At 64.9% G+C, this 16,642-nt stretch carries 18 protein-coding genes; 7 read left to right on the top strand and 11 right to left on the bottom strand.

Annotation, left to right across the window (positions count from 1 at the left end; genetic code table 11):
- Positions 1-400: TCP-1/cpn60 chaperonin family protein (locus IVB12_RS06335; protein ID WP_035681572.1), on the top strand; the 400-nt coding region annotated here is incomplete at its 5' end.
- 178 nt (positions 401-578) lie between these two features.
- Here the strand turns inward: IVB12_RS06335 and IVB12_RS06330 are convergent.
- The 3 genes from IVB12_RS06330 to IVB12_RS06320 form a co-directional block, all read right to left on the bottom strand.
- On the bottom strand, positions 579-698 hold the full coding sequence (locus IVB12_RS06330; protein WP_247296701.1) for a hypothetical protein: 120 nt from the start codon (positions 696-698) through the stop codon (positions 579-581).
- A 112-nt stretch (positions 699-810) separates the two neighbouring features.
- Positions 811-1,326 (bottom strand): signal peptidase I, encoded by a 516-nt coding sequence (lepB, locus tag IVB12_RS06325; RefSeq protein ID WP_247296699.1) that lies wholly within the window; start codon positions 1,324-1,326, stop codon positions 811-813.
- Between the two features lie 169 nt (positions 1,327-1,495).
- Positions 1,496-2,329 carry a LysR family transcriptional regulator gene (locus IVB12_RS06320; protein WP_247296707.1) on the bottom strand — a complete coding sequence of 278 codons (834 nt, stop codon included), beginning with the start codon at positions 2,327-2,329 and terminating at the stop codon, positions 1,496-1,498.
- A 129-nt stretch (positions 2,330-2,458) separates the two neighbouring features.
- Here IVB12_RS06320 and IVB12_RS06315 point away from each other — a divergent pair, with 129 nt between their 5' ends.
- The gene (locus IVB12_RS06315) at positions 2,459-3,052 is read left to right on the top strand and encodes a cysteine hydrolase family protein (protein WP_247296697.1); all 594 of its coding nucleotides are present in this window, start codon (positions 2,459-2,461) and stop codon (positions 3,050-3,052) included.
- Positions 3,053-3,063: 11 nt separating this feature from the next.
- Positions 3,064-3,693 carry a glutathione binding-like protein gene (locus tag IVB12_RS06310; protein WP_247296694.1) on the top strand — a complete coding sequence of 210 codons (630 nt, stop codon included), beginning with the start codon at positions 3,064-3,066 and terminating at the stop codon, positions 3,691-3,693.
- 7 nt (positions 3,694-3,700) lie between these two features.
- Here the strand turns inward: IVB12_RS06310 and IVB12_RS06305 are convergent, their stop codons facing one another.
- Positions 3,701-4,807: a DUF2778 domain-containing protein gene (locus tag IVB12_RS06305; RefSeq protein WP_247296692.1), complete on the bottom strand. Its 1,107-nt coding sequence runs from the start codon at positions 4,805-4,807 to the stop codon at positions 3,701-3,703.
- Between the two features lie 658 nt (positions 4,808-5,465).
- On the opposite strand from IVB12_RS06305, the gene IVB12_RS06300 reads away from it, so the two are divergent.
- Positions 5,466-5,990 carry a FecR domain-containing protein gene (locus IVB12_RS06300; RefSeq protein ID WP_247296690.1) on the top strand — a complete coding sequence of 175 codons (525 nt, stop codon included), beginning with the start codon at positions 5,466-5,468 and terminating at the stop codon, positions 5,988-5,990.
- Between the two features lie 63 nt (positions 5,991-6,053).
- The gene (locus IVB12_RS06295) at positions 6,054-7,943 is read left to right on the top strand and encodes an adenylate/guanylate cyclase domain-containing protein (RefSeq protein WP_247296688.1); all 1,890 of its coding nucleotides are present in this window, start codon (positions 6,054-6,056) and stop codon (positions 7,941-7,943) included.
- Between the two features lie 4 nt (positions 7,944-7,947).
- Here the strand turns inward: IVB12_RS06295 and IVB12_RS06290 are convergent, their stop codons facing one another.
- From IVB12_RS06290 to IVB12_RS06275, 4 genes are all read right to left on the bottom strand, one after another.
- Entirely contained in the window at positions 7,948-9,450 is a 1,503-nt protein-coding gene (locus IVB12_RS06290; protein WP_247296686.1) for a glycosyltransferase family 39 protein, read from the bottom strand.
- A 6-nt stretch (positions 9,451-9,456) separates the two neighbouring features.
- The gene (locus IVB12_RS06285) at positions 9,457-10,590 is read right to left on the bottom strand and encodes a glycosyltransferase family 2 protein (protein ID WP_247296684.1); all 1,134 of its coding nucleotides are present in this window, start codon (positions 10,588-10,590) and stop codon (positions 9,457-9,459) included.
- A gap of 258 nt (positions 10,591-10,848) precedes the next feature.
- Positions 10,849-11,052, bottom strand: coding sequence for a hypothetical protein (locus tag IVB12_RS06280; RefSeq protein WP_247296682.1), 204 nt, complete (start codon positions 11,050-11,052; stop codon positions 10,849-10,851).
- A gap of 88 nt (positions 11,053-11,140) precedes the next feature.
- Entirely contained in the window at positions 11,141-11,521 is a 381-nt protein-coding gene (locus tag IVB12_RS06275; RefSeq protein ID WP_247296680.1) for a hypothetical protein, read from the bottom strand.
- Between the two features lie 100 nt (positions 11,522-11,621).
- On the opposite strand from IVB12_RS06275, the gene IVB12_RS06270 reads away from it, so the two are divergent.
- Both IVB12_RS06270 and IVB12_RS06265 read left to right on the top strand, forming a co-directional pair.
- Complete coding sequence (locus IVB12_RS06270) at positions 11,622-12,458, top strand: DUF72 domain-containing protein (RefSeq protein ID WP_247296678.1); 837 nt, start codon at positions 11,622-11,624, stop codon at positions 12,456-12,458.
- Positions 12,459-12,468: 10 nt separating this feature from the next.
- Positions 12,469-12,930, top strand: a complete 462-nt coding sequence (locus tag IVB12_RS06265; RefSeq protein ID WP_247296676.1) for a DUF488 domain-containing protein — start codon at positions 12,469-12,471, stop codon at positions 12,928-12,930.
- A 130-nt stretch (positions 12,931-13,060) separates the two neighbouring features.
- Here IVB12_RS06265 and IVB12_RS06260 read toward each other — a convergent pair whose 3' ends face one another.
- The 3 genes from IVB12_RS06260 to IVB12_RS06250 form a co-directional block, all read right to left on the bottom strand.
- Entirely contained in the window at positions 13,061-13,975 is a 915-nt protein-coding gene (locus tag IVB12_RS06260) for a PhzF family phenazine biosynthesis protein (RefSeq protein WP_247296675.1), read from the bottom strand.
- A gap of 160 nt (positions 13,976-14,135) precedes the next feature.
- Positions 14,136-15,443 (bottom strand): adenylate/guanylate cyclase domain-containing protein, encoded by a 1,308-nt coding sequence (locus IVB12_RS06255; RefSeq protein WP_247296672.1) that lies wholly within the window; start codon positions 15,441-15,443, stop codon positions 14,136-14,138.
- Positions 15,444-15,473: 30 nt separating this feature from the next.
- Complete coding sequence (locus tag IVB12_RS06250) at positions 15,474-16,637, bottom strand: ABC transporter permease (RefSeq protein WP_247296671.1); 1,164 nt, start codon at positions 16,635-16,637, stop codon at positions 15,474-15,476.
- Positions 16,638-16,642 lie beyond the last annotated feature (5 nt).

Raw genomic sequence — 16,642 nt, 5'->3', positions numbered from 1 at the left:
CGGCGGCGTCGCCCTGCTCCGTGCCTCCGAGCAGCTCAAGGGCCTGCGCACCAAGAACGACGACCAGAAGACCGGCGTCGAGATCGTGCGCAAGGCGCTATCGGCGCCCGCTCGCCAGATCGCTATCAACGCCGGCGAAGATGGCTCGGTGATCGTCGGCAAGATCCTGGAGAACAAGGCCTACAATTACGGCTTCGATTCCCAGACCGGCGAATATGCCGACCTCGTCAAGAAGGGCATCATCGACCCGACCAAGGTGGTCCGCACCGCGATCCAGAACGCAGCCTCGGTGGCCGCGCTCCTGATCACCACGGAAGCCATGGTCGCCGAGCTGCCCAAGAAGGGCGGCGCCGGTCCGGCGATGCCGCCCGGCGGCGGCATGGGCGGCATGGACTTCTGATCGGCCGTTCAGGCAGACAACTCATGCGAAACCCCGGCAGCGATGCCGGGGTTTTTGTTTGGGGCAACTCCCCGCCACCATCATTCCGGGGCGCGCCCTCTTGGGCGCGAGCCTGGAATGACGAGCGGACGGGGCGCAGCGCAATCCGGCCACGTACACCGTCTGGATGCTGGCAGCCTCACTTCACCTTGCCCAGCCGCTCCATGTGCGGCTCGCCGTCTTCGTCGAGCGACCAGAAGATCCGCGTCACCTTGCCGACGAGATTGTCCATCGGCACGAAACCGAACGTCGACATCATGCGGCTGTCGGTGGAATTGTCGCGTTGTCGCCGAGCACGAAGAAGTGGCCCGGCGGCACCGTGAAGACATCCGTAACGTCCAGGAAGCCGTTATCGATGCAGTCATAGGTCACTAGGACACGCCGCTCGGCAGCGTCTCGCGCCAGCGCTTGACCTTGAAGCTGCCATCCACACCGCAGGCGATGCCTGCGAGCCCGTGCTCGAGCGCGACGCGCGTCACAGGACGATCGTTGAGGATAAGCTGACCCTGCCGCACGTGGATGCGGTCGCCGGGCAGCCCGACCACGCGCTTGACGTAATCGACCGAACTGTCCTTCGCAGTCCGGAACACGACGATGTCGCCATATTCGGGTTCAGCGGCGAACACGCGGCCCGAGATCCAGGACGGCGCGAAAGGAAAGGAATAGCGGCCGTAGCCATAGGCATATTTCGCGACGAAGACGTAGTCGCCGACCATCAGCGTCGGCGCCATCGAACGAGAAGGGATGTTGAACGGCTGATACAGGAAGAAGCGAAACAGGAACGGCGGCGACCACAGCAGCGGAATCAGCAGGATCAGGATGACAATCGCCTTCCATTCACGCGACTGCGCCGACGACCGCGGCCGGAATGTTTCCTGAATGGTCATGCACCTGCCCTGATCAAGTCCGTAGCCGTCGCGAGACTACGCAACTTTCGCGCGCGTGCAATCCCGGCTCTCGGTCGCATAGGCGCGGCCACGCATTCATCGCAAGGGCGACACAACGGATATGTGAAGGCCGCCCATGGGCAGCCTTCGGGTTTTCACACGCTCTCGGTTATCCCCGCGCAGGTTCGGTGAAACACGCCCGCAGCCAATCGATCGTCACGCGTGTCGCGGCGTCGCGCTTGAGATGGTTTTGCACGAGCAGCCAGACGTCGCGGCGTTTCGGCAGCAGCGTGGCGCGCAGGCGGCGATCGCCGAGCAAGTCGGTGCAGCTGTGCTCCGGCAACACGCCAGCGGCCTGATGCGAGCGGATCAGGGCGCGGATGACGCGGACATTGTCGGTCACGCAGCGAGGGCGGATTTTCTTCGTCCGCAGGAATTGCATCTCGGGAATGGCGCCGAGCTCGTCCGGATAGGCGCATAGCACCGGCTCGCCTTCAGTCGCGACCGGTTCGAAATAGTAGATGCGGATGTCGCCGAGCCTGGAGATCGAAAAGTCGCCCTTGTCGGGCTTGCGCAGGCGGATCGCGAGATCGGCCTCCCAGCGCGAGAACCTGACGTTCTCGCTCGAGGTCAGGAATTGCAGCGTTAAGCCGGGATTGGCGCGCAGGAACTCGCTCGCATGCGGGGACAGCACCTCCTCGGCGACCGCATTGGTCGCGGCGATGCGCAGCCGCCCCACCGGGCCGGGCATCCTCTCACTGATGCGACCGATCTCGGCGGCATGCGCGGCCATGGCTTGGACGTGCGCCAGTACCGCCTCGCAATGACGGGTCGGCTTGCGGACACCGTCGGCAGCCTCAAACAGGCGCAGGCCGAGCGCATGTTCGATGCGCGCCAGCCGACGTCCGACCGTGGTCTCGTCGATCCGCAGCCGCGCGCTGGCGCCGGCATAGGTGCCCTCGTCTCTGACCGCGGCGATGATGCGAAGGTCGTCCCAATTCATGGCTTCAAGGCTACATCGACTGGCATTGGCCTGCAATATCGCAGCCATCGGCTGCAATTTCCCTGCATATCGGCAGGCTGCCGACGAGCTATGCTCGGCCAACCTTACCGCTTGGAGATTCTGAAGATCATGATGCCCGCAAAGACCCTGCTGCAGCTCGCCGGTGCGGACCTCACTCCGCCGCGTCTTGACGACGTCGCGCTGGTGCTGATCGACATCCAGAATGAATATCTCGCAGGTCCCCTCGCCCTGCCGGACGCCAAGCCTGCGATCGCGCGGGCGAGCGTCCTGCTGGCGCGGGCGCGCGAGCGCGGATCTGCGATCATCCATATCGCCCATCGCGGCAAGCCCGGCGGCCTGTTCGATCGCTCTGCCGATCGCGGCGCTATCGTCGCCGAGCTCGCGCCGCTTGCGGACGAGCGCGTGATCGAGAAGGAGTTGCCGAACGCTTTCGCCGCCACCGGCCTGCAGGCGCAGCTCGCCGCGAGCGGACGCAAGAACATCGTGTTGGCCGGATTCATGACGCACATGTGCGTCAGCTCCACCGCCCGCGCCGCACTCGACCTCGGTTTTCGCACGACCATCGATGCCGATTCCTGCGCCACGCGTGATCTGCCCGACGGCCGCGGCGGTACGCTGGAGGCCCGGACCATCCACGAGGTCGCGCTGGCCGAGCTCTCGGACCGCTTCGCAATCATCGCGCGCGGTGATGCGCTGGCGTGAAGGAGTTCACGATGCTGCAGCTCTATTTCTTCCCGATGGCCTGCTCGCTCTCGAGCCGTATCGCGCTGATCGAGGCGGGCGTCGAGGCTCAGTATCACCTTGCTCATATCTGGACGAAGAGGGTCGTGGACGACGACACCGACTTCCGCGATGTGTCGCCGAAGGGCGCGGTGCCGGTGCTCGTCCTGGAGAACGGCGAGCGGTTGACCGAAAGCGCGGCGGTGCTGCAATACATCGCCGATGTGAAGCCGCAGGCGGGCCTTGCGCCCCGGTTTGGCGATCCCGACCGCTATCGCCTCCAGGAATGGCTGAGCTTCGTCGGCGCCGAGATCCACAAGGCGTTCCTGTTTCCGGCCTTCTGGTACAAGGACGACGGCTCGCTCGCCAAGCCGCGCGCTAGAATTGTGCAGACATTGTCGGTGCCATCAGCGCATCTGGCGGACCGCGAATTCCTGGTCGGTCAGCGCTTCACCGTTGCGGATGCGCATCTCACCTGGGCATTGCTGCTGCTCCGTCACGCAGGAATCGATATCGCGCAGTGGCCATCGTTGGCGGCCTATCTCGGGCGCATGCAGGCGCGGCCCGCCGTGCGTGAGGCGATCGCGACCGAGATGGCGCTGCGCAAGACGATGGCGAGTTGACCGCGTCTCACTCCACCCGCGCCAGCACCGCGAGCTTGCGGATGCCCTTGTTGCGGTAGGCGTCCAGGAACGCGTAATAATCCTTGAACGAGACGCAGCCGTTGGAATCGCCGTTCGGACCGAGCATGAAGGTGTGCGCGAGCAGGCCGTCGCGGCCGTAGATCGCGCTCTCGCCGCCGATCGGGGTCAGGCGCAGCGCCGGCACGCCGTGGAACAGCGCCTCACGCGGCTTCAACGTGTAGATGTGCGGCGGCGTCACACCGCGCATGCGCTGGCGCTGGGAGCGCGGATCGTCGAGATTGGAGCCGAGGCCGGAATGCGCCTCGAGCTTGGTGCCATCGGGCAGATAAACCGTCTTGGCGGTGATGTCGTAGACCGCGGTGTCGCGCTCATAGGGCGGCGCACCGCCAAACATCGGATTCTGCTCCTTCGGCGCGATGGACGCTGTGATGCTGGCATCGGCCGAGGCATACGCCAAGAGCCCGCCGGACGGCTCACGCTTGCCCCAGAGTTTCTCGACCATCGATTGGCGCGGACCGGTGATCGACATCACCGCGGCCTTGGCGCGATCGGCGAAGGATTTTGGTTTAGCCTCGGGCGCCGGCACGATCTCGGCGGGATCGGCCGAGGCCAGCTGCACACCTGCGTCAGCGCGCTTGGCCTTGGCAGCGTCCACGATCTTGGCCGAGCCCTGCGGCTTCAGCGCGTCCGCGACCTTCGCCATCACGTTCGGTTTCGCGGCTTCCTTCGGCGCATCCTTGATGGCGTCCTTGGCCTCGGCAACGCTGATTGCGGGCGCGGCAGGCGCGGCGCTGGCCGCGTTCGAGGCCACGCCTTGCGTTGCAGCTGCGGCAAAGCGCTCGTTGAACATCTCGCGCGAGATCGGCGCGGCCACCTGCAACCGGTCCGGCAGGAGCGCGAAGGTTTCCTTGACCGCCTCGCCCGCCTCGCGCAGCACCACCTTGGGTGCGCGCTTGATCACGGGCTCGTCGTAGCGGCTGTTGCCGACGGTCGGATAGACGCTGGCGCCGAGGATGTTGTTGTAAATGGTCCAGCCGGCGCCAATCACGATGCAGCCGATCGCCGCGGCGCCGAGCCAATTACGGGTGGTCATTTTCCGGGAAGATTTCCGCGAATAATTCTTCGAGAATTTCTTGGACTTCCGTGCCGCGTTACTCTGCGCAGCGATACTCGTACTCATTCGCCTTGCGTCCAGGACGGTGTCACTCAGTCCCCCTTCGAAGCGCCGCTGGTCACGATCCGGGACCAGCATCTCGCAGAGGGTCGGAGCGTCATTAAGGCGACTTTTAGTTAAATGCAGATTAAGTTCAGGCGGATGTGGGGCAACTCGTTAACGTCGTCCCATTTCGGGAAAAAATCCCGCAGAATTACGGTCTTAGCCGAAGTTGTTAACCATGATTCTCGACCGGTTCAGGCCGGCCACCCGACGCCTCCGCCCGCAGCCAAGACGCACCCAACAACGCCCTTTTCGTGATCATCAAAACTGGGTCTGACCATAGCGCCGAAGGGTTGCGAGGCTGGTGGCCTCCCGCCGCGCCCAAGCCGGCCAGTCGCGGCAACGGCTCATGCAGGTCACGCACCGCGGACGGAGGTGCTCACGCGCCGTGACTTAAAGTTGATCGCGCCGGCCTGGAAATCGCCCCGACGAGAAAATAGCTCCTAACCCAGTACTTTTCGGCAGCCTCTGCGTGTGATACGGTACCGTATCAACATCGCCTTGAACTGTGCCGAGCACGCAAACGGAGGCAGGCATGAGAGGCTTTTCGCGCGCCGGGTTTTGCGCCCTGGCGTGTTTATTGTTGTTGATTGGGTTTGCAAAGGCACAGTCTGCTGCCAATGCGGGCTGTACGGCATCGCCGTCGGCCGCGGGCACGCAAGTTTGGCGCTGCGACAACGGCATCACGATCGTTGCGGAAAACGGCGCCCGATTTGAACTAAAGGACGCCAACCGCGACGGACATATAGACTCCGTGGAGTTGAGCAGCAAAGCCCTGCTGATCGAGGTGCCCAAGAAGCCCGGCGGCAATCCCTTCAAGGTGCTGACCCCGCAAGCTATCGCAGCGGTGCGCGGCACGAAATGGGCGGTCGATGTCGCGGACGCCAAGACCTCCGTGTTCGTCGCTGGCGGCCGCGTCGGCGTGACCCGCAGGGCTCGTGGACGCGGTGTCGTGCTCGGACCTGGCGAAGGGGTCGATGTCGAGGCAACCGGCCCGTTGACCGTCAAGACGTGGGGCCAGCCGCGCGTCGACGCGCTGATGGCACGACTCGGACAATAAGGGCTGGGTCGATAAGGCTCAGCTCAATAAGATTTGGACAGTAGAAGATTGCAAACCGACCGCATGCGTAGCCGACGCGTTCAGATCCTGGTGGCACTCGTTCTCACCGCGCTATGGGGCGCGGGCATCTTTGCCGCGCACGCCAACGGCCATCTGCGCTTTCTCGACCGCCTCGAAGCGACGTTGACCGATTGGCGGACCCAGGTCCGCGGCGTGCAGCGCCCGCCCGATCTCGTCACCATCGTCGCGATCGACGATACTGTGGTGAAGCGCGGCGGCAGCTATCCGCTGCCCCGGGCCGATCTCGCCCGCGTCGTCGACACCCTTGTGCAATTCAAGCCGAAGGTCATCGCGATCGACTTGCTGCTGGTCGACCGCAGCGCCGCGATCGGCGATGCGACCCTCGCCAACACGCTCGCCACCGGTCCGGTGGTGCTCGCGGCGGCGGCGATCTTCCCGACCGACAGCGAGACCGTAGCGCCGAGCAGCGAAGGTCCCCTTGCGGTCCTGCCGCAGGCCGAGCGCTTCCTGCTGCCGCTGCCCGCCTTCGCCGAGCATGCCGAGGTCGGCGTCGTCAACGTCGCGACGGGACAGTCGGGCTCGCCGCTCTCGGTGCCGATGCTGTTCCGGACGGCCGACAAGGTCGAGCTGTCGTTTCCTTTGCGCGTGGCGGCCCGCGCGCTCGACAAGCCGCTGACGATCGCGCCGGATCATCTCAGGCTCGGCGACCGCGTGGTGCCGACCGATACCGATTTCGCGCTGCCGATCACCTATTACGGCCCGCGCCGCACCATCCGCACCGTCAGCGCGCAGAGTATTTTCGACGGCACGCTCAACCGCGCCGCCATCGAGAACCGGATCGTCGTGATCGGCGCCGCGGTCGCCGGCGGCGGCGACTTCTACCCGACGCCGTTCGATTCGCTGATGCCCGGCGTCGAGGTGGTCGCGACCGCAATCACCCACCTCGTCGCCGGCGACGGCATCGTGCGCGACCGCAGGGTGCATGCCGCCGACGCATTCGGCGCGATGCTCCTGCCAATGCTGTTGGTCGGCCTGCTTGCCTGGCGGCGCAGCGCGCTCGGCATCATGGCGGCGGCCGCGGTGATGATCGCCTGGGCCGGGCTGAACCTGTTCGCGTTCACCCACGGCGTCTGGCTGAATGCCGCGAATACGCTCGCCGCGGCCGTGCCGCCGGTTGCGGTCTTTGCCGGCGTGCAGCTGTGGGCGGGAGGCCGCCGCACGCAATATCTCGCCGCCAAGAGCAGGTCGCTGGCGCAATTCCAGGCGCCGGCGGTGCAGGACTGGCTGGCGCACGATCCGAATTTCCTGTCCAAGCCCATTCGGCAAGACGCCGCCGTGGTTTTCATCGATCTCTCCGGCTTCACAGGCTTGAGCGAACGGACCGATCCGGACGCGCTCCAGGACATCCTGAAGGCATTCCACGCGCTGCTGGACAAGACCGCAGCCGATTGCGGCGGCTTGATCACCGGCTTTCTCGGCGATGGCGCCATGATCCTGTTCGGACTGCCGCGCGCAATGCCCGATGACGCGGCGCGGGCGCTGAAATGCGCGATCGACCTGTATCGTGGCGTCGAGCGCTGGATCGCCTCGTTGGCGCCTGCCATCGGACATCAGCTCGGCTTCAAGATCGGCGCGCATTTCGGCGAGATCGTCGCCTCCCGCCTCGGCGAAAGCCACCAGCACATCACGGCGACCGGCGATACCGTCAACGTCGCGAGCCGGCTGATGGAGGTCGCCGCCCGGAACTGCGCGCGGCTTGCGCTGAGCGATACGCTGCTGGACACCGCCGACTTCCACGGCGCTCCCGACGGCATCCTGTCAGGCCCCCTGCTCACGCAAGTCCGCGGCCGCTCCGGCGTCGTGACCGTCTGGTTCTGGCGCGATCGGGACGTACCGGGCCAGGCCGCCACCAAGGCCGAGATGATCGGCTGAAGCCTTACCGCGCTTCCGGCGGCGGGGAGCGGTCGAGCACGTCGCCCTTGGCGCCTTCCAAGAGGTCGACGCCGTAGGTCTCGACCACCAGCGGTCCGCGCTTGCGCTGCAATTGCGCAATCTGCGTCACGGTCGCGAAGAGGTCGTTGAGGGCGGGATGACCATCGCTGCGCAGCTCGTCGACATAGAGCAGCTTACCGGCGAGGAGCTTGGGATCGGGCTCGGGCATGTTGACCCAGCGGATGCGCTGGGTCTGCTGGGCCACGCAGGTGCCGCGCGGCAGATAAAAGGCCAGCCAGCCCGTGGTGCCGTAGTCCTGCGCGAGCACACAGGTCGCGCCACTGCGCGCGCGCACCGCTTCGATCTGCGCGGCAAGCTCACGCCAGCCGACGCCGACGCTGCGCACAGTGGCATCGCGGCGATAGCCGGACAGCCAGCCGGTATTGGCCTGCACGATCAGGGCCGCAAACATCACGATGCCGACCGGCGCGGCCCACCGCAGGCAGAAATCCACCAGGCGCCGCTGGCGCGGCTTCCACTGCACGAGGTTGGCGGCGGCGGCCGCGGCGACGACGAAGGGCGGGTAGACCGGCGCAAACCAGTTGGCCTCGACGCGGGCGTGTAGCGAATGCCAGACGAAATAAGCGACGATGGTCCAGAACATCGTCGCGATCAGCACGCGCGAGGCCAGCGCGCCGGCCCGGTGCCAGGTCAGCGCATGCAGCCCCATCGCGCCCAGGATGAAGACGAACGGGGTCGCAAACGCGATCTGGGTCGGGATCAGCTCGGCGATGAAGACGGGACGGAAGTCCTCGATTCTGGCGCGGCCGAGCTGCTTTGCGAACGACACCCAGTGATGGTCCGCATTCCAGAGGATCACCGGCGAGAACAGCGCGAGGGCCACGAGACCGCCGAAATAGGGCCAGGGCGAGAGAAACCAGTGCCGCAGTTTCGGGACGAAAGCGAGCCAGATCAGGATCGCCAGCCCAAAGAACATTGCGGTGTATTTCGACAGCAGCGCCGCACCGACCGCCGCGCCGGCCGCAAGCCACCATGCTCCGCGTCCGGTCTCGAGCACCTTTGCGAGGAAGAACAGCACGAAACTGGAGGCGACCAGCAGCGGCGCATCCGGCGTGACGATCAGCGTGCCGACCGCGGCCATCATCGTCACGTTGAGCAGGATGGCGCTGATGGCGGCCACGCGCGCGCCGCCGAACAGGATCGCGGCCGAGCGGTAGACCGCATAGCTCATCGGCAGCGCCAGCAGGATCGAGACAAGGCGAACGCCGAGCTCGGTGTCGCCGGCAATCATGGTGCCGGCGCGGATCACATAGGCCACCATCGGCGGGTGGTCGTAGTAACCGCCCGCCAAATTTTTCGACCACATCCAGTAATAGGCTTCGTCGAAGGTGATCGGCGTGAAAGCGGCGGCGACCAGCCGCAACACGACCAACGCAAGAATCGTGAGCGCGGTGTTGCGGACGATCCGCGCGTCAGCTCCGCCCATATCGTGCTATTTCTTGCGCCAGACGAACAGTCCGGACATTGCGTAATTCCACACCACGCCCATCAATGCACCAGCCATGCCGGCCAGCCACCAGATCGGCTCCTGGTCGTAGACCGAGAAAGCGACGCCGACATTGGCGAGCAGACCGACGCTGCACACAATGTAGAAGGCGATCAAGCCGCGCAGCAGCGCAAAGCCCTTCAGCCGCTGGTCGCGATAGGTGAGGAAGTTGTTGAGGATGAAATTGCTGGTCATGGCGACGATGGCGCCGGCGGCCTGCGCTTCCGCGAACGGCGCCTTGAACAGCTGAAGCGCGATGAAGAGCGTGGTGAGATGCACCACGAGGCCGATGCCGCCGACCATCGCGAACAAGATGAAGCGCAGCGAGACGATGTCGTTGCTCAGCTTGGCCAGCACGAGGCCAAGAAAGTCCAGCGCGACCATGGAATCGAGCTTGCTCTCGCCGTGCTGTCGGGCGCCGAAAGTGTAGGGAATCTCGACCGCACGTAAGTTGCCATGCGCGGTCGCGACCAGGTCGAGCAGGATCTTGAAACCGTGCACCGACAGCTTTGGCGCGAGCTGCTCGAAACGATCGCGGCGGATCATGAAGAAGCCGCTCATGGGATCGGCGATCTCGACCCGCAGCATCTTCCGGGCGAACTCGGTCGCCAGCGCGCTGGCCCCCGCGCGCTGCTTGTTGAAGCCCTCGCTCTTGTAACCCTCGATGTAGCGGCTGCCGACCACGATGTCGGCTTGATCGCTCGCGAGCAGCAACAGCATCTTCGGCAGTTGCGTCTCGTCATGCTGAAGGTCGGCGTCGATCACGGCCACATAGGGTGCGCTCGAGGCGAGGATGCCCTCGATGCAGGCGCCCGACAGGCCGCGGCGGCCGATGCGGCGGACACAGCGCACACGGCTGTCGCGCTGCGCCAGTGCACGCACAACGTCCCAGGTGCCGTCGGGCGAATTGTCGTCGACGAACACGACTTCCCAGGCGACGCTGGCGAGCGTCGCCTCCAGCCGCCGGTACAGCACCGTGACGTTGTCGCGCTCGTTGAAAGTCGGAACGATCACCGACAGTTCCGGCCCCTCTTGAGCCTGCGGCAGGTTGTCGGCGCCCGGTCTGATCGCTTCATTCATGACGGAGCGTATAGCCGCCGCGTCTGGCGCTGCCAAGTTGTTGCGCTACCAAGCCGGGGGTTGTGTGGGCAACGGCCCAAAAGAGGCCCTAAAATGCCAACGACCCCGGAACGGCGGGCCGCACGTACATCCGGCGCAGGCCTGAGCTATTCCAAGGTCGTTCCAACGACGGAGAACGTCACTCAACGTCGCCGTTAGAAGTTAGATAGGAATGGCGAGGCCGCTCCGCAAGGGCCCCTTCAGGGCACTTTCCGCCTCCTATTGGTTCGGCACTTCCCGAATCACTGGCCCTCGGGGCGCCGGCGCGGCCGGGGCGGCGGGTGCCGCGGCAGGGGCTGATTCGACTTTTACCGGCTTGGGCGGCTTGCCGTACTGGCCAATCGGGCCGAATACGACGGCGACCGCAAGCACGGCCGCCGCGACGATCGCGCCCAGAATGCCCCCCACTGACTCAGACGACATGGACCCATCCCTGTTCCAGATGCGCCCAGTGATATCATGGATGACCGCGCAGCCGGAAGGGTTCGCCGGGCCGCAACGCTCAATGGAGCTATTTCTGCGGCGGCCGGTGCTTGATGTAGGCCATCACAATGTCCTTCTGCGCCGACTCCACCGCCCTGTTTGCGGTAGCGAGATGGGCGCCGGCATCGATGTTGGGGTACTGCGTGGTGAGATAATCGAGCAGCACCACGCGGTAATATTGCCGCTCCGATGGACAGGCGCCCGCGACCGAACGGCCAAAATCCTGTTCCGACAGGCCCTGATTAGAGTCGCGGGAATATTCCCGCGCCAGGCAATGCCAGTAATCGTCGCGGCCCTGCTGGGCAAGTTTCTGTGCGCTTTTGGCGTCGTCGTCATCCGCCAAAGCAGAACATGTCATGGCAGCAGATGTCATCATGACGAGCGCGGCTCCCAGCAACAGCATCCGCATCTTGTTCTCCTTTTTTCGCGGGTCCAGGCGCGAGCTTAGACAGGGCCGGCCAACTGGCCAATCACAACTGGTTTGATTAGGATGAGGTCCCTCCCCGTCGATGCGAGATCCTTCCGTGGCCAAAGCAAAAACCGCGTCAAAAAAATCCGGCAACATTTTCATCGGCATCGGCGGCTGGACTTTCGAGCCCTGGCGCGGCGTGTTCTATCCGGAGAAGCTGACGCAGGCCAAGGAGCTATCGTACGCCGCCTCGAAGCTGACCTCGATCGAGATCAACGGCACCTATTACGGCTCACAGAAGCCGGAGAGCTTTCGCAAATGGGCGAGCGAGGTGCCCGAGGGTTTCGTGTTCTCGGTGAAGGGACCGCGCTTCGCCACCAATCGCCGCGTGCTCGCCGAGGCGGGCGATTCCATCAAGCGGTTCTACGATTCCGGCGTGCTGGAGCTCGGCGACCATCTCGGGCCGGTGCTCTGGCAGTTCGCGCCGACGAAAAAATTCGACGGCGCCGATTTCGGCAAGTTTCTGGAGCTGCTGCCGCGCCAGCTCGACGGACGCGCGCTGCGCCATGTCGTGGAAGTGCGCCATGACAGCTTCTGCACGCCGGATTTCGTTGCGCTGATCCGCGAATTCGAGACGCCGGTGGTGTTCGCCGAGCACGGCAAATATCCGGCGATTGCCGACGTCGCCGGCGACTTCGTCTATGCAAGGCTTCAGAAGGGCAATGACGAGATCAAGACCTGCTATCCGCCGAAGCAGCTCGATGCCTGGGCCGCGCGCTTTCGGGCCTGGGCTTCTGGCAGTGAACCTGATGACCTGCCGAAGATTGACAAGGCCAAGCCGAAGAAGGAGCCGCGCGACGTGTTCGCCTACGTCATCCACGAGGGCAAGGTGCGCGCACCGCATGGCGCCATGGAACTGATCGCGCGGGTGAGCTGAGGATGGGTCCATGGCGAAGGCGAAAAAGCTCTTCACCATCGGCTATGAGCAGACACCGCCCAAAGCGGTTCTCGACGAGCTGGAGCAGGCCGGCGTCAAGCTCGTGGTCGACGTGCGCGCGGTGACGTCCTCGCGCCGGCCGGGCTTTTCCAAGAAGCAGCTGTCCGCGGGCCTCGATGAGCGCGGCATCGGCTATATCCACCTCGCCGCGCTCGGCACTCCGAAGGAAGGCCGGCTCGCCGCGCGCAGCGGGCAATACGACGTGCTGGAAAAGATCTATTCAAAGCACCTGAAGACGCCGCAGGCGAGGGAAGAGATGGACGAGCTCTCGGCGCTGGTGAAGAAGGCCGGCCCGGTGTGCCTGCTCTGCTACGAGCGCGACCACACCCATTGCCACCGCCAGATGATCGCGGAGATCATCGAGGAGCGCGATGGCGTGGCGGTGACGAATCTGGTGGGGCGGCAGGTGTAGCGCTTCGCCACTCCGGAGCGTGCGTCAGCGCGAACTACGGTGCGCAATTGCGCACCTGAGAATCCAGCGGGCGGCAGAGTTGGTGGACGGCTTCCGGGCTCAGCGCTACGCGCTGTCCCGGAACGACAAATCAGCCCTCCCCCGCAAGCTTGAACGTCCCTTCCATCATCTGCACGCAGCTGCCACCGACATGGGCGGAGCGGATCTTGCCGTTTTGCTTGCATACGCGCGTCAGCAGCAGGCTCGGACGGCCCATGTCAAAACCTTGACCGACCGTGAGCTTGAATTCGCCGTCGCGCGCGGGGTCGAGCTCGGCGAACAGCGCGGCCGCCGCGACCGTGGCACTGCCGGTGGCAGGATCCTCGGCGAGACCGCCGGCACCGCGCATGAACATCCGCGCTTGAAGCTCACAGGGCGCCTCCGCCGCGGGCACATCGCGCGTATAGAACCAGGCCGAGACCGCGCCGTCGCGCGGAAATACCCGGCCGAAGGCCGCCGCATCGGACCTCGCCCGCTTGAGCGCATCGCGCGAATGCAGCTCGATCACCAGAAATGGCGTTCCAACGCCGACAACCTGCGGCATGTGACGCTCGACCTTGATATCCTCCGCGCTGAGCGAAATGCAGCTCGCGGCATCCAGGGCAGACAATTGCGACAGCCGGGACAGCGGCTGCGGCGCGGTGAGCTCGGTGCTCACCACCCGCCCCTGCTCCCGCCGGATGTCGACCGGCACGAGTCCGGCCTTCTCTTCAAACAGCAGGCGCGGCTTCGGCTCCTTGGCGATCGTCGCCAGTACGAAGGCCGTGCCGACATTCGGATGACCCGCAAAGGGCATCTCCCTGACGGGGGTAAAGATGCGCACCTCGGCATCATTCACCTTGTCGCGCGGCGGCAGCACGAAAGTCGTCTCGGAGTAGTTGAACTCGGTGGCGATCGCCTGCATCTGCCCAGTGGAGAGCCCGCCGGCATCGAGCACCACGGCGAGCTGATTGCCGCCAAAGGCGCGGTCGGTGAACACATCGACGGTGATGTAGCGGCGCTGCATCTTTCGTTTCCTCATGCAAGTCGAGGCCGCAACCGGCCGCGTCTTCGGCAACACTACAGGCCGGCGGCATCGCCCGTCATGCCCCAAAATTCGGAGCAATCGGAGCATTCGCGGAGGAGACGGTGAGCGCGCCTTGCCTACGCCCCATTCCAGACAGCGCTCACCCCAGCTGAAACACCGCGACCGGCCGCTCATAGCCGCGCACCTCGACCTCGCCCAGCGCCACGGCATCGCTGCCGTCGTCGCCCAGCACTTCGCGGACGGCTGCGGAAATCAGGAGCTGGGAGCCGAACTCCTTGTTCAGCGCCTCCAGCCGCGAGGCGAAGTTCACGGTATCGCCGATGACCGTGTATTCCTTGCGCCGGGGCGAGCCGATATTGCCGGCGACAACCTCGCCGAAGTGGATGCCGATGCCGATCCGCAGCGGCCAGCTGGTTTGCGCGTTGATGCGATTCATTGCGGTCAGCATCTCGCGGCCTGCGGCGACCGCGCGATGCGCGGCGTCGGAGGCTTCCAGCGGCGCGCCGAACAGCGCGAGAAAGCCGTCGCCCAAGAACTTGTTCACGATACCGCCGTGGCGATCGAGAATGTCGACCAATATTGCGAAGGCGCCATCGAGCCGGTCGACCACCTCCCGAGGCGTGCGCGACTGCGCGCCGGCCGTGAAGCCGCGGAAGTCGACGAACATCACCGCGACGCGGCGGAGATCACCGCTGGCGCTCGTTCCCGCCGTCATCAGCCGTTCCACCACCTGCGGGGAGACGTGTTGGCCGAACAGATTAGTCACCCGGTCGCGCGCGGTCGCCGCCGCGATGCTCGCGGCAAATTGCCGCCGCAGCTGCGCGCCGACGGCGCCGGCGAGCACGCCGCAGATCATGATGACAAGGCTGCGCACGGCGTGGAAATAGATCTGGGGCTCGCCGGCTTCGCTCGCCGAATTGTAATACAGCGCGACGGTCAGAAGTCCGGCGGCGGCCACGAAACCCGTGAAGGTGGAGAGCCAGAAATCGAGCCGCAGGGTCGAGAGGATAACGAAAATGAAGTACATCAGCGGCACCGCGAAGCCGAGCGCCTGGCTCGCGCCCATGGTCCGGATTTGCAGGATGAGAATCGCCGTGGGCAGCGAGGTCTCGATCAGCGTGCCGATATAGCGCCTGATCACCGGCAGGTCGCGATCGAGGCGGAGGTTCTTCCTGATCTGGGTGTGGACCCAGACTTCGAACAGGATGAAGCCGGCCAGAAGGCCATAGACCTCGATCAGCCCTTCCGTTCCGCGCCAGACCCGGTTCACGACAGCGGGATCGATCAGATAGATCGCGGTGAGGAACAACATCATGACGCAGCCCGTCATGATCAGCGCGCGCACCCGCAACAGCTCGGTGCGCAGCACCTCCCGCGTCAGCTCACGCTCGAAATCGTCCGATAGCACGGCATGCTGCCGCGTCTTCCTGCTCGCAAATTTCGCCATTCCGCCCCTCGATTTCGGGGGCATCTTGCCTCAATCCAGCGTGCGGCGGAAGCGCGTCACGGCGATGGTCATGGCAAGCAGCATCAGGGCCGCCAGCGCCAGCGTGTCGAAGCGCAGGTTCTGCATGGTCGCGCCCTTCAGCATGATGGCGCGGACAATGCGCAGATAATGGGTCAGCGGCAGGCCCTCGCCGAGATATTGCGCCCAGGCCGGCATGCCCGCGAACGGGAACATGAAGCCGGAGAGCAGGATGCTGGGCAGAAAGAACATCATCGACATCTGCATGGCCTGAAGTTGGTTCTGCACCAGCGTGGAAATCGTGTAGCCGATCGACAGATTCGTGGTGATGAACAGCGTCGAGAGCAGCGCCAGCAGGAACAGATTGCCAAGCAGGGGCACGCCGAACAGGCCGACACCAATGCCAATGATGAGGAAGGCCTGGAGGAAGCCGACCAGGACGTAAGGCACGATCTTGCCGAACATCACCTCGATTGGCTTGATCGGCATCGACAACAGGCTCTCCATGGTGCCGCGCTCGACCTCGCGCGTGACCGACAGCGCGGTGAAGATCAGCATGGTCATGGTGAGGATGGTGCCGACGAGGCCCGGCACGATGTTGAGGCTGGAGGCCGCGGCCGGATTGTAGCGGGCATGGGCGCGGATCTCGAACGGCATCTCCGGGGGATCGCCGATATAGAGATCGTGCTTGAGCGCGGTCTGCACCACCATGCCGAGCGAACCGATCGCCGAGCTTGCCGCAACCGGATCGGTGGCGTCGGCCGCGACCAGCAGCGCCGGCCTGTCGCCGCGCCGCACCGCCCGCTCGAAGCCGCGCGGGATCTCGACGCCGAACAGCACCTTGCCGGATTTCAGCAGATTGTCGAAATCGTCGACATCGTGCACTTCATAGAGGAAGCGGAAATAGGCGGTGTTCTCCAGCGCCTTCAGGATCGAGCGGGCGAGATCGGAGTCCTCCTGGAGCAGCACCGCGCTCGGCAGGTTACGTGGTGTGGTGTTGATGGCATAGCCGAACAGCATGAGCTGCATCACCGGCAGCATCACGATCATGGCGAACGAGACGCGGTCGCGCCTCAGCTGGATGAACTCCTTGACCAGCATCGCATAGGAGCGCTTCCAGAAGCCGAAGCGTTCCCGGATTTCGTGGACGGGCGCGGGATGATCGACAGCGCTCATTGGAA

This window comes from Bradyrhizobium sp. 179 (assembly GCF_023073535.1).
Lineage (GTDB): Bacteria > Pseudomonadota > Alphaproteobacteria > Rhizobiales > Xanthobacteraceae > Bradyrhizobium.
Note: the sequence above shows the minus strand (reverse complement) of the source record. Positions and strands in the feature narration are given on the sequence as shown.

Excerpts from the sequence above, each read along its gene's own strand:
- IVB12_RS06330 (WP_247296701.1), bottom strand. The coding sequence starts at position 698 with ATGATGTCGACGTTCGGTTTCGTGCCGATGGACAATCTCGTCGGCAAG.
- lepB (WP_247296699.1), bottom strand. The coding sequence starts at position 1,326 with ATGACCATTCAGGAAACATTCCGGCCGCGGTCGTCGGCGCAGTCGCGT.
- IVB12_RS06320 (WP_247296707.1), bottom strand. The coding sequence starts at position 2,329 with ATGAATTGGGACGACCTTCGCATCATCGCCGCGGTCAGAGACGAGGGC.
- IVB12_RS06315 (WP_247296697.1), top strand. The coding sequence starts at position 2,459 with ATGATGCCCGCAAAGACCCTGCTGCAGCTCGCCGGTGCGGACCTCACT.
- IVB12_RS06310 (WP_247296694.1), top strand. The coding sequence starts at position 3,064 with ATGCTGCAGCTCTATTTCTTCCCGATGGCCTGCTCGCTCTCGAGCCGT.
- IVB12_RS06305 (WP_247296692.1), bottom strand. The coding sequence starts at position 4,807 with ATGACCACCCGTAATTGGCTCGGCGCCGCGGCGATCGGCTGCATCGTG.
- IVB12_RS06300 (WP_247296690.1), top strand. The coding sequence starts at position 5,466 with ATGAGAGGCTTTTCGCGCGCCGGGTTTTGCGCCCTGGCGTGTTTATTG.
- IVB12_RS06295 (WP_247296688.1), top strand. The coding sequence starts at position 6,054 with ATGCGTAGCCGACGCGTTCAGATCCTGGTGGCACTCGTTCTCACCGCG.
- IVB12_RS06290 (WP_247296686.1), bottom strand. The coding sequence starts at position 9,450 with ATGGGCGGAGCTGACGCGCGGATCGTCCGCAACACCGCGCTCACGATT.
- IVB12_RS06285 (WP_247296684.1), bottom strand. The coding sequence starts at position 10,590 with ATGAATGAAGCGATCAGACCGGGCGCCGACAACCTGCCGCAGGCTCAA.
- IVB12_RS06280 (WP_247296682.1), bottom strand. The coding sequence starts at position 11,052 with ATGTCGTCTGAGTCAGTGGGGGGCATTCTGGGCGCGATCGTCGCGGCG.
- IVB12_RS06275 (WP_247296680.1), bottom strand. The coding sequence starts at position 11,521 with ATGCGGATGCTGTTGCTGGGAGCCGCGCTCGTCATGATGACATCTGCT.
- IVB12_RS06270 (WP_247296678.1), top strand. The coding sequence starts at position 11,622 with ATGCGAGATCCTTCCGTGGCCAAAGCAAAAACCGCGTCAAAAAAATCC.
- IVB12_RS06265 (WP_247296676.1), top strand. The coding sequence starts at position 12,469 with ATGGCGAAGGCGAAAAAGCTCTTCACCATCGGCTATGAGCAGACACCG.
- IVB12_RS06260 (WP_247296675.1), bottom strand. The coding sequence starts at position 13,975 with ATGCAGCGCCGCTACATCACCGTCGATGTGTTCACCGACCGCGCCTTT.
- IVB12_RS06255 (WP_247296672.1), bottom strand. The coding sequence starts at position 15,443 with ATGGCGAAATTTGCGAGCAGGAAGACGCGGCAGCATGCCGTGCTATCG.
- IVB12_RS06250 (WP_247296671.1), bottom strand. The coding sequence starts at position 16,637 with ATGAGCGCTGTCGATCATCCCGCGCCCGTCCACGAAATCCGGGAACGC.